Source organism: Paenibacillus sp. FSL E2-0178, assembly GCF_038593005.1.
GTDB classification, from domain to species: Bacteria; Bacillota; Bacilli; order Paenibacillales; family Paenibacillaceae; genus Paenibacillus_AQ; species Paenibacillus_AQ phytohabitans.
Genome location: NZ_CP151953.1, coordinates 2,535,301 through 2,546,437 on the forward strand (window position 1 = coordinate 2,535,301; position 11,137 = coordinate 2,546,437).

The 11,137-nt window shown below is 53.1% G+C and carries 12 protein-coding genes and 1 tRNA gene; 4 read left to right on the top strand and 9 right to left on the bottom strand.

Features of this window, described 5'->3' with window-relative positions:
- Nucleotides 1–118 precede the first annotated feature (118 nt).
- The 8 genes from MHI42_RS11220 to MHI42_RS11255 form a co-directional block, all read right to left on the bottom strand.
- Entirely contained in the window at nucleotides 119–1,051 is a 933-nt protein-coding gene (locus MHI42_RS11220; RefSeq protein WP_340988355.1) for a peptidase U32 family protein, read from the bottom strand.
- 48 nt (nucleotides 1,052–1,099) lie between these two features.
- Nucleotides 1,100–2,146 carry an endolytic transglycosylase MltG gene (gene mltG, locus MHI42_RS11225; protein WP_342423802.1) on the bottom strand — a complete coding sequence of 349 codons (1,047 nt, stop codon included), beginning with the start codon at nucleotides 2,144–2,146 and terminating at the stop codon, nucleotides 1,100–1,102.
- Between the two features lie 134 nt (nucleotides 2,147–2,280).
- A complete protein-coding gene (locus MHI42_RS11230) occupies nucleotides 2,281–2,589 on the bottom strand; it encodes a DUF1292 domain-containing protein (protein ID WP_039295631.1) in 309 nt (102 codons plus the stop codon).
- Nucleotides 2,582–2,890: a DUF1292 domain-containing protein gene (locus MHI42_RS11235; protein ID WP_036696606.1), complete on the bottom strand. Its 309-nt coding sequence runs from the start codon at nucleotides 2,888–2,890 to the stop codon at nucleotides 2,582–2,584. Before MHI42_RS11235 ends, MHI42_RS11230 begins: the two co-directional genes overlap by 8 nt.
- Before the next feature lie 13 nt (nucleotides 2,891–2,903).
- Nucleotides 2,904–3,320 carry a Holliday junction resolvase RuvX gene (gene ruvX, locus MHI42_RS11240; RefSeq protein WP_042140895.1) on the bottom strand — a complete coding sequence of 139 codons (417 nt, stop codon included), beginning with the start codon at nucleotides 3,318–3,320 and terminating at the stop codon, nucleotides 2,904–2,906.
- Nucleotides 3,320–3,595, bottom strand: coding sequence for an IreB family regulatory phosphoprotein (locus MHI42_RS11245; RefSeq protein WP_036696603.1), 276 nt, complete (start codon nucleotides 3,593–3,595; stop codon nucleotides 3,320–3,322). The genes ruvX and MHI42_RS11245 overlap by 1 nt, the downstream gene beginning before the upstream one ends.
- 319 nt (nucleotides 3,596–3,914) lie before the next feature.
- Entirely contained in the window at nucleotides 3,915–6,548 is a 2,634-nt protein-coding gene (gene alaS, locus MHI42_RS11250; protein ID WP_342424722.1) for an alanine--tRNA ligase, read from the bottom strand.
- Nucleotides 6,535–6,918, bottom strand: coding sequence for a hypothetical protein (locus tag MHI42_RS11255; protein ID WP_342423803.1), 384 nt, complete (start codon nucleotides 6,916–6,918; stop codon nucleotides 6,535–6,537). Before MHI42_RS11255 ends, alaS begins: the two co-directional genes overlap by 14 nt.
- A gap of 142 nt (nucleotides 6,919–7,060) precedes the next feature.
- Between MHI42_RS11255 and MHI42_RS11260 the strand changes: the two genes are divergently transcribed.
- Together MHI42_RS11260 and MHI42_RS11265 are read left to right on the top strand one after the other, a co-directional pair.
- Nucleotides 7,061–7,137: transfer RNA gene (locus tag MHI42_RS11260), tRNA-Pro, on the top strand.
- A 218-nt stretch (nucleotides 7,138–7,355) separates the two neighbouring features.
- Entirely contained in the window at nucleotides 7,356–8,549 is a 1,194-nt protein-coding gene (locus MHI42_RS11265; protein WP_342423804.1) for an MFS transporter, read from the top strand.
- Nucleotides 8,550–8,585: 36 nt separating this feature from the next.
- Here the strand turns inward: MHI42_RS11265 and MHI42_RS11270 are convergent, their stop codons facing one another.
- Nucleotides 8,586–9,002: a MerR family transcriptional regulator gene (locus MHI42_RS11270; RefSeq protein ID WP_342423805.1), complete on the bottom strand. Its 417-nt coding sequence runs from the start codon at nucleotides 9,000–9,002 to the stop codon at nucleotides 8,586–8,588.
- Between the two features lie 91 nt (nucleotides 9,003–9,093).
- On the opposite strand from MHI42_RS11270, the gene MHI42_RS11275 reads away from it, so the two are divergent.
- Nucleotides 9,094–9,939, top strand: coding sequence for an SDR family oxidoreductase (locus tag MHI42_RS11275; protein ID WP_342423806.1), 846 nt, complete (start codon nucleotides 9,094–9,096; stop codon nucleotides 9,937–9,939).
- A 184-nt stretch (nucleotides 9,940–10,123) separates the two neighbouring features.
- Nucleotides 10,124–11,101 (top strand): Gfo/Idh/MocA family oxidoreductase, encoded by a 978-nt coding sequence (locus MHI42_RS11280; RefSeq protein WP_342423807.1) that lies wholly within the window; start codon nucleotides 10,124–10,126, stop codon nucleotides 11,099–11,101.
- Nucleotides 11,102–11,137 lie beyond the last annotated feature (36 nt).

Genomic DNA, 11,137 nt, shown 5'->3' on the forward strand with positions numbered 1-11,137 from the left:
CAAACATAAAGGCGGACGCTATCGCTCCTACAGTTCCAAATTCCCCCTCCGCTGCTGCCACCTTGATGCTAATTTCTCAACCTAATTTAAAAAGCTGAGACAATGCTTTTTATATATTTTAATATACCTGTTCTTTGTAGAAGAAGCCGAACGACAGTTCACGCTCAGGGTCCTGCAGCGCCCGGATCTCATCCATCCAGGCCTCATCGTAAGCATATTCAGCCGGATCAGCGGAATACAAGTCAATGGCATGGCGGTAAGCCTTAACCACAGCTACATTATAAGCCACCGGCTTCAGCAGCCCTTCAATCTTCAGGCTGTGCACACCAGCCTTCAGCAGGAAATGCAGATCCTCAAGAATACAAATATCGTCCGAGCTCATAATATGCGTTCCGTTCTCATCCTCATATATCGGGAACTTCTCATTCGGCCGTTCCGCTTCGATCAGGAAAAGTCCGCGCTCCTTGCCAAGACTGCCGCCATCACCCGGACGCCCCTGATGAGACATATAGCTGGCTACCAGCTTACGCTTGGAATGATAAATATTCGTCATGCCATGCACCTGGACCTGAGCCTCGACTTGCAGATGAGGTACCATTTCGGTCATTTCATCCATATTCAGCTCACGTGCCAAGACAACCCGCGAAGCTCCCTTACTGCCCCAATAGTTGGCTGTGGCGTAGTTGGTGGAGGTCATTTCCGCATTCCAGTGCAGCTTCAGCCCTGGCGCTTCAGCCTTCACAGCTGCCAGGACAGCAGGGTCTCCGAATTCGACCCCGTCTACACCCAATTCGCCGATTGCTTTGATGTAAGCCGGCAGCTCTTCCAGCATTTTATTGGAGATCAGCCCGTTTATGCTTACGTACACCTTACCGCCTGTATCATGTGCAAGCTTTACAGCTGCTGCAGTATCTTCCAGCGAGAAATGCCCGGCGAGCCGCATGCCGAAACGGTCATCTCCGATCAGCAGCGCAGTTGCGCCTGCCGCAAGCAAAGCCGCCGCTTCTTCCAGCGAGGCTGCTGTCACCAGCAGCTCCGGTTTGTTATTCATTGTGTTACCTCCTGTGCCTATCGCATCAATACTATTGTAGCTCTTTTCCTACTGATTTTGTTTGCTTTTTTCGATATTGGCTAAATGTTCCTTGTAGGTCTTGGCGAATAAATGCGCCTGGGAACCATCCTTCTTGGTGACATAGAAGAAATATTCCGATACCTCCGGAGTCAATGCGGCTTCAATAGAAGCAAGCCCCGGGCTGCTGATCGGTCCAGGCGGCAATCCTTCCTGCTTGTACGTATTATAAGGGCTGTCCACCTTCAGGTCCTTCTCGTAGAGCCGTTCCTTCTGCTTATCCAGCAAATACTGGACCGTAGCATCAATCTCCAGCTTCTGACCCTTGTCCAGTCTGTTATAAATAATACCGGCGACCAGCGGACGTTCCTCGTTCACTACCACCTCACGCTCTACGAGCGAAGCAACCGTCATCAGCTCATGCAAGGTAAGTCCCCGGTTCGCCAGCTTCGCCTTCCACTCAGGGATCGTGTCCAGCTTCTTCACCAGCTGCTCCAGCATGGCTTCAATGACCTCCTGCGGAGTACTGTCCTTGGCCAGCTCATAGGTTTCCGGGAACAGATACCCCTCAAGACGGTGCCGCAGCTCCTTATTCTCCGGGATTCCTAAAGTTCCTACTGCCTCAAGGCCCGCACCTGAATCAATCAACTGCAGGAATACCTCTGCCTTCTGGTTCCACGCTTCAGCCAGCTTATCTGCAACCTGAGTCGCCGTGTACCCTTCGGGGATCGTGAATACAACGGTATCTTCCTTCACGACATCCCCTGCATTCATCCGGCTGATCAAGGTATCATAAGAATCGCCCGGGCTCACGTTATAGGTTCCTGCCTTGAAGCTGGAGCCTTCCTGGACCCATTTTAAATACCCTTTAAAAAATAATCCGTTCTTGATGATTCCCTTCTCTTCGAGCAGGTCGGCAATTTGCGAGCTTCCCATACCCTTCTCTATCGTAACCGTCACGGCCGGCCCTGCGGGCTCCACCGGCTGCATTCCATTCCAGATATACCATGCTCCTCCCCCTGCAGCAGCTGCCAGGACAAGGATTATAATAAGCACAGTGCGGATCACGGCTTTCAAATATTACGCCTCACTTTCCGACTATAAAGTATAAAATTGTATTGTCTTAAATTCAACACTTTTTTTATTTCCTGCATTCCAAGCAAAAAGAGCGCGGAAAAAAATCCGCCCTCTTCCGTGCTAATGCTATGACTTTATTCGGTGTCTTCAGCCGGGAAGGTAAGCTCATCGTACAGCTCGGAAACATCCTCCCACTCTTCATCGTCCATAATGCTCTCCAGCTCAGGAAGCCCGTCAGGGGAAACCACGATCCGCAGAATTTCCTGCTCCGCAGCTCTTCCTGAACCGGCCAAAACAGCATAAGCACGGTCACCGACAGCAAATTCAGCAATAATATCGTAAACGGAAGACTTGCCCTGCTCATCTTCCAGTTCTACTGTTTCTCCGTATACTTCTTTAAGCTTCGAAGTCCATACCGCTTGATCAGCGGAAAAATCAGTCATTCTCCGCTCCTCCATCCAGCTCGTCTACCAAAGTATTGAAGGTTTCTTCTACAATAGCCCATTCCTCGTCATTCTCAATCATGAACAGCTGCAAGTCGTCGCCGTCTTCTTCGTAACGGAACGCATAGACTTCATCAGTCTCTTCATCCTCAGAATCCAGTGGAACCACCATCATATACTTCGCGTCCGATCCGTCGACTTCAAACTTCATAATGACCTCAAATTCCTCTTCATTACCTTCCTCATCAGGAATATAGATAATTTCCGGTTCTTCTTCTTGGCCGATCTGCTCGTTTGTCATATCCGCACACCCCTCACCTTTTACTGTTAGCATCCAAAAAATTTTGCAATATTAGGGCTGCGGCCATTTTGTCCACAATCCCCTTGCGTTTCTTCCGACTGACGTCCCCTTCAATCAGCACCCGCTCAGCAGATACCGTCGTCAGACGCTCATCCCAAAGGTGTACGGGTAAATCAAGTTGCTCCCGCAGCTGGTCTGCGAATTCGATGCAAATTTCACCACGGGGTCCTACTGAGCCGTTCATATTCTTCGGCAGCCCAACGACAATCTCACCGATTTCGTACTCCTTGACCAGTTCACGGATACGGTCGAATTCGTTGCCGTTTCCGCGCCGCTCAATAGTCTCCAAAGCCTGCGCTGTCCACCCGAAAATATCGCTTGTGGCGACACCGATTCTGCGGTCGCCGTAATCCAGTCCCAGCTTCTTCATCATTTCGGCTGGTCCACCCGATGATTGGCCAGATAGAACCGGACCAGTTCCTCAATCAGCTCATCACGTTCTTTTCTCCGGACCAAACTTCTCGCATTGTTGTGGCGCGGAATGTAAGCCGGATCTCCGGAAAGTAGATACCCTACGATCTGGTTGATCGGATGATATTCCTTCTCCACCAGCGCGTCGTACACGGCGAGTAAAATTTCCTGGGGAGAAGCTTCCTTTTCGTCGCCCTTCACATTGAATTTGACCGTTTTGTCCATGGAGTCCATTTGTGACACCTTCCTTCTGCAAAATCACCCCGATTCGGGCGGCTTCGCAAAGTTGCTGCTGTACAGCTTACTTGCTGCCTTCATCATAACATATTCATGGCCCAACGAGGAAATCCTGCCACTGTAAAAGCGCTTTTTTTGGTATTTTATCTACAAAAATAGATGTTTTTTTGGGTTTTAAGCTATTGCAAGCCCCGGGTCAATAATGAATAACCCCAAAAATTATACATTTTGTGAATAAAGCAGCGGTACTGATATGTTGCCCTCAGTACCGCTGTATCTTTATCCGGGGAATTTCTCAGCTATTTCAGGCAATCCGTTAAGCCAATGCAGCTACAAGCTCTTCGGCCTTCTTCAAGGCTTCGCCCAGCTTGGAGGCATCCTTGCCGCCAGCCTGTGCCATGTCCGGACGTCCGCCGCCGCCGCCGCCGCAGACCGCAGCGATTTCTTTCACCAGCTTGCCGGCGTGGAAGCCTTTCTTCACCAGGTCCTGCGGCACAGCAACCACAAAGTTCACCTTGTCATCCATTACTGCGCCGAGCACCAGTACGGCATCCGGAAGCTTGGATTTCAGTTCATCGGCAGTCGAGCGCAGAGCATCAATATTGCCGGCTTGCACGGATACTGCCAACAGCTGCGTGCCGCCGCCAACTGTAATTACACTGCTGGTCAGCTCAGCTGCAAAGGTTGCGCTCAGCTTGGACTGCAGCGATTCGTTCTCGCGGCCCAGCTCACGAACCTGGGCGTGCAGGGCTTCGATCCGCTTCGGCACATCGCCCAGCGAGGACTTCAGCAGTGCTGCCGATTGCTTCAGCAGATCCAGCTGGCTCTCCGTGAACTGGTAGGCGTAGCGGCCGGTCACCGCTTCGATCCGGCGCACACCGGAACCGATGCCGCTCTCGCTGAGCAGCTTGAAGATTCCGATCTGCGATGTATTAGCTACATGGCATCCGCCGCACAGCTCCAGGCTGTAGTCGCCGACCTGCACGACACGGACGATATTGCCGTATTTCTCTCCGAAGAGGGCCATCGCTCCCATAGCTTTGGCTTCATCAATCGGCTTGTTCTCAATGACAACATCGAGGCCGCGCCAGATTTGGGCGTTCACGCGTTGTTCGATATCGCTGAGCTCTTCCGGAGTAATGGCTCCGAAATGCGAGAAGTCAAAGCGCAGGCGTGAGCCTTCTACTAAAGAGCCTGCCTGATTAACATGGCCGCCAAGCACTTCCTTCAGCGCTTTGTGCAGCAGGTGGGTTGCCGTATGGTTCTTCACGATATCCTCACGCTCGGCACGGTTCACTTCCGCACGGACTGTATCTCCAACCTTCAGGTCTCCGGCTTCGACAGTAACCAGATGCACATGCTGGCCATGCGGAGCTTTGAAGAGTCCGGTAACCTTGGCAGTCACAGAGCCGCCGGTCAAAAGTCCGGTATCGCTGACCTGGCCGCCGCTTTCCGCATAGAACGGAGTCTTTTCAAGGATAACCTGGCACTGGGCGCCTTCACTGACGACATCAGCAAGTGCGCCGTCAACTACAATCGCCAGCACTTTTGACTCGGTTACCGTGTCATTATATCCAACAAATTCACTTTTAACCGTCAGCTCGGCCAGTGCTCCGCCCTGAATCTTCATGCTGGCGCTGTCCTGGCGGGCTGCTCTGGCGCGGTCACGCTGCTCCTGCATCGCAGCATCAAAGCCTTCACGGTCTACCGTAAGCCCCTGCTCGGAAGCGAAGTCCTCTGTCAGGTCAAACGGGAATCCGTAAGTGTCATAGAGCTTGAACGCATCAGCGCCGGCAATGGCACTCAATCCGTCAGCTTTGGCTTTGGCGCTGATCTCGCCCAGGATAGCCAGACCGTCGGATAGTGTCTCGTGGAAGCGTTCCTCTTCCAGACGGATGATTTTGGCAATATATTCACGGTTCTCCACTACGGAAGGATAATACACTCCCATAATGTCGCCCACTGTCTCTGTCAGCTCATGCAGGAACGGGCGGTCCAGTCCCAGGGTCTTGCCGTAGCGTACGGCACGGCGGAGCAGACGGCGGATAATGTAGCCGCGTCCTTCATTAGAAGGAAGCACTCCGTCACCTACTGCAAAAGTAACGGTACGTACATGGTCGGCAATGACTTTTAGCGCGATATCCTGTTCAACATTATCCTTGTAGGTTACACCGGCAAGACCGGCAGTCTTCTGGATAATCGGCTGGAACAGGTCGGTATCGAAGTTGGAGTCCACATCCTGCAGAATGGAAGCGAAGCGTTCCAGACCTGCGCCGGTATCAATATTCTTGTTAGGAAGCGGTGTGTAGCTGCCGTCCTTGTTATGGTTGAACTGCGAGAACACGAGGTTCCACACTTCCAGCCAGCGTTCATTCTCACCGCCCGGATACATCTCAGGATCACTCATATCACTGCCGTAAGCTTCGCCGCGGTCATAGAAGATCTCCGAGCAAGGGCCGCAAGGACCTTCGCCGATATCCCAGAAGTTCTCGTCACCCAGCTTGATGATGCGTTCTGCAGGCAGACCGACCTTTTCATTCCACAGCTTGAACGCTTCTTCGTCCTCGGCATATACCGTAACGGAAATCCGGTCGCCGTCGAAGCCGATCCATTCCTTGCCGGTCAGGAATTCCCAAGCCCAGGTAATCGCTTCTTCCTTGAAGTAATCGCCGATGGAGAAGTTCCCCAGCATCTCAAAGAACGTGTGATGACGGCGCGTCTTGCCCACGTTCTCAATATCATTGGTACGGATACATTTCTGCGAGTTGGTCAGGCGGGGATTCTCAGGAATCTCCCGGCCGTCGAAGTAAGCCTTCAGCGGCGCCATGCCTGCGTTAATCCACAGCAGCGATGGGTCATTGTGCGGCACGAGCGAGGCGCTCGGCTCAATGCGGTGACCTTTACTCTCAAAAAACTGCAGCCATTTGGAACGGATTTCACTTGCTTTCATCATGTACAGCTCCCGTCTCATCATTTAATGCGGCACTTTGGCCGAAAATCTCATTGTTGCCCCAAAAGTTACCCGAAAAATCAAAAACAAAAAACGCCCCTGAATTAGATTCAGGGACGATGATTATCGCGGTACCACCCTGGTTATCGCCTTGTTCCGTGAAAACACGGACTATTGCAGACGATCGCCTTGTGCGGCTGTTAACGGGTGCCCCCCGGCGGGATTGTCCCCGCACTCCGAAACTAGCTTTCTGCCGGCCTGTCTTCAAGGTTCTCACAGCCAATTGCGGGGAATCCGCAAAGGAACCTGTTCTCTGATGGAGCCATTCTCCGGCGTACTTGTTTTCATCAACGTTTTGTCCGATTTGCATTTTAACATTTCAAGTATAGCCAGCGGCCTGATATCTGTCAATCTCGGGCAGGAAAATTGCCTGATCGGGGCCGGTAAGCTGTGCTAAAAAGAATATTTACAGCGCTTACATACAGGCGTATAATTCGAATTGTTCCACACGTCGAGACGTAGCTCAGCTTGGTAGAGCGCTTGCTTCGGGAGTAAGAGGCCGCAGGTTCGAATCCTGTCGTCTCGACCATATTTAATAATCCAAAGAGACAGTCTATAAGTTGACGTTCCTTGAATACCCGCAGCCGGATGGCTTGCGGGCTTATTTGCGTTCAAAGGCCAGGCTGGAATTCGTGTAGGATCTGGCAACAAGTCAAAGGGAACGGGCAAAGGTCACGATGAAGCGCAGATTATAATGAGTGCAGAGCAATACTCTACAACGAATACACATAAGAATGGATGATACTTTTGGCAGAACCTATTCAGAAACAGATTGCTTCGCCTGCACGGTATTCTATGATAACTGCCGTTCTGGTCCTTTGTTCACTTGTTGTCGTATCCGGCATCTATGTTACGCTGCCGTTAGGCCCCTTATTGGCTGATGCCTTTCAGGCATCGCCGGCCAGGGTGGCATGGGCAAGCAGTGCTTTTACGTTCGCTTACGCCTTGGGATTCCTGCTGTTTGTTCCACTGTCTGAGCGTTTCGGCCGCTGGTCTCTGATGTTCTCAGGATTGCTGGCGCTAGGCGTCATTACCCCTATGTTAGGGCTGGCCCCGGGCCTATCTGCCCTGATTGCGCTCCGCGCAGTACAAGGACTGGCCGCAGCAACCTTTGCGCCGACGGTTATGATCTATGTCGCCGAGAGCTTCCCGCAAGAACGCAGAGTTGCTGCCATGGGGTTTGTAAGCACCGGATTTCTGGTTTCGGCCATCGCCGGGCAGCTGTTCAGCAGTGCGGTCAGTGAAAATTGGGGCTGGAGTTATGTATTTTATATTCATGGGGTCTTATGTCTCGTAGCCGCAGTGTTATTCAGCATCTTCATTCCGAGGGGTGAAGAAATCCGGACAAAGGCAGGGCTGGCCGCACTCTACAAACAGCTGCCCGCATTATTCCTCCAGAAACGGCTTGTGCTGTGCTATCTGATCTGCCTGACGATTCTTCTCTCGTTTGTCGGCATGTACACGATATTTCAGGACTATTTAACGAAGCTTCCCTTTGCGCTTACTGCCCCTCAGCTCATGCAGGTAAGAGCCGCAGGACTCGCGGGAATGATCCTGGCGCCGTTTGCGGGACGTCTGGCAGCCAAATTCGGCTTCAAGCGAACGCTCCAAGCCGGACTTCTGCTCGCCGCCCTGGGCCTTAGCGCAGTCGGATTAAGCTCCAGCCTGCCCGTACTTGTAGTAATGAGCATTGTTTATATTGCCGGTATCTCCATCATGATCCCGGTGCTGATATCACTGATAGGCTTGGTCGCAGGGGACAGACGCGGCCCGGCAATTACCGTATATTCGCTTATGCTGTTCATCGGGGCCTCAGCCGGTCCGCAGGTTGCACTGAATCTGTTAAAGGCAGGCAGCAGTCTGTCGGCGTTTGAAGCACTGGCTGCACTTTTACTTGTTGCCTTCGGGTTATCCTGTTTCATTAAGGCGCCTGAAATATGATACAGGCGCTTGAAGCGTGTGGGAACTGTCATACGATCACACTGATGAGCCCGCCTGCCAGCTCTTCATCATCTCCTGCGCCTGCTGCGGATTTGTCATGAGCAGAGTGCGGTACTCCAGCATCCAGTTCAGGGTATTCAGCATTTGGTCGTATTCTTCCTTCTTGCGTTCGATCTCCTTCTTCTTGCTGAGAATCCAATCTATGATCTGCTGGTTCGTATGCGCATTGGATTCGTGGTCCTGCAGAGCTTCCTTCAGTTCCGCCAGTGAACAGCCGATGGACTGGAACTTCTTGACGAGCTTGAGCCGCTGGACAGCCTCTTCCGAATAGTTGCGATAATTATTGCTTTCCCGCCGGACATGCCGCTCATCCAGCAGGCCTTCCTTTTCATAAAAGCGGATCGTATGGATCGTGAGTCCCATCTTGTCTGCCAGTTCCTGAATTTTCATCATTATTTCTCCTTTGGACCGCTTGCCCTAGAGTTCACTTCATAGTTTATGCTTAATATGATCAGGCAGTCAACTTATGAAGGAGGATATCATTATGCATGTTTTTGTTACAGGAGCAACGGGGTATATCGGTTCTGCGGTCGTCAAGGAACTGATCAGTGCGGGACATACTGTGACGGGTCTTTGCCGTTCTGAAGAGAAAGCCGCGGGACTAACGGCGGCGGGGGCTGAAGCGTTGGACGGCACACTGGATAATCTTGAGGTTCTGCGCAGCGGCGCGGCTGCTGCGGACGGCGTGATTCATCTGGCGTTCACCAATGATTTCTCCGACTTTGAAGGCGCGCTGGCCCTGGATTTGGGGGCCGTTGAAGCTATGGGAGCGGCGCTGGAAGGCTCCGGGAAGCCGTTCATCACCACAGCACACGCAAATGGACATGCCGTCGATGCTGCAGTGCTCGCAATGGCAGAGCGGGGCATCCGGGCATCCATCGTCTCGCTTGCACCGTCTGTGCACGGCGAAGGCGACCGGGGTTTTGTGCCGATGATGATCAGCATCGCCAGGGAGAAGGGCTTCGCCGCCTACATCGGCGACGGAAGTAACCGCTGGCCGGCAGTCCACCGCCTGGATGCAGCGGTGCTGTACCGCCTGGCGCTGGAAGCCGCCCCGGCGGGCTCGCGGCTGCTGGGCGCCGGCGATGAAGGCATTCCGCTGCGCGAGATCGCCGCAGTCATCGGGCAGCAATTGAGTGTGCCGGCGGCCAGCATAACCCCTGAAGAAGCCGCAGGCCACTTCGGCTTCCTTGGTGCCATCGCGGCAATCGACATCACAAGCCGGTACAATACGGTAGAGGCGGGTCCGGCCACACGGGAGCTTCTGGGCTGGCAGCCGGTACAGCCCGGACTGATTGCCGATCTGGAAGCAGGCCATTATTTCGTCTAGCTCTGCAACTCTGATTCATAGATACCGGGGTGTCCGGGAGAATTGTTGCAGAAACTGCAAGATTTCTCCTGCCAAGCCGCTCGGAGGCGCAAAAATGCTGTCTTTCGTACAACATTTCAGGAATATGGTTGATATAATGAAGAGAATGTTGTAAGCAGGACAAGATCCGGAGGAGGATACTGAGTTGAGTAAAAACATTCGCTGGGGCATTATCGGCTGCGGGGATGTAACTGAGGTTAAGAGCGGTCCGGCCTTGCAAAAGGCCGGAGGATCACAGCTCGCGGCCGTCATGAGGCGCAGCGGAGAACTTGCAGCGGACTATGCGCGGCGGCATGGGGTACCCCGCTGGTACGACGGGGCAGCCGGTCTGATAGCCGACCCCGGCGTGGATGCCGTGTATATCGCTACACCGCCGTCTACCCATATGGAGTACACCTTAGCGGCAGCACAGGCCGGAAAGCCAGTCTATGTGGAGAAGCCCATGGGTCTTAATACGGCGGAATGCGAAGCCATGATTGCTGCCTGCGGGCAGGCGGGGGTTCCGCTGTACGTCGCTTATTACCGCAGAGGGCTTCCTCGCTTCCGCAAGGTTAAGGAGTGGCTGGACTCGGGAGCGATCGGCGAACCCAGGTTTGTGCGCACTCTGCATATGACTAAGCCGCTCGCAGCGGTAAGTGAGGAGAACTGGCGGGTGGACCCGGAAATTTCCGGCGGCGGGTTATTGCTGGATGTGGGCAGCCATACGCTGGATCTGCTCGATTTCCTGCTTGGCCCGATTGAAGATGTCAACGGACATGCGTCCAACTTCGGAAGCCCCTACAAACCTGAGGATACCGTATCCGGCAGATACCGCTTTGAGACAGGCGTTCATGGGACGGGCATCTGGTGCTTTAATGCCTTTACTAACGAAGACGTTACTGAAATTATCGGCAGCCGTGGCAGTATCACCTTCTCCACCTTTGCGGAGCAGCCGGTTATTCTCAGGACCGAAGACGGGGATCACCCTGAATTCATTGCCCACCCGCCCCATATCCAGCAGCCGCTGATCCAGTCCATTGTAGATGAGCTTCTGGGATGCGGCAACGCTCTCAGCACCGGCGATTCCGCTAACCGTACCAGCCGCGTGATGGATGAACTTGTGCGGAATTACAATGGACGCTGATTGCCGGCATATTTAAGAAGAACAATAAACCTGCAA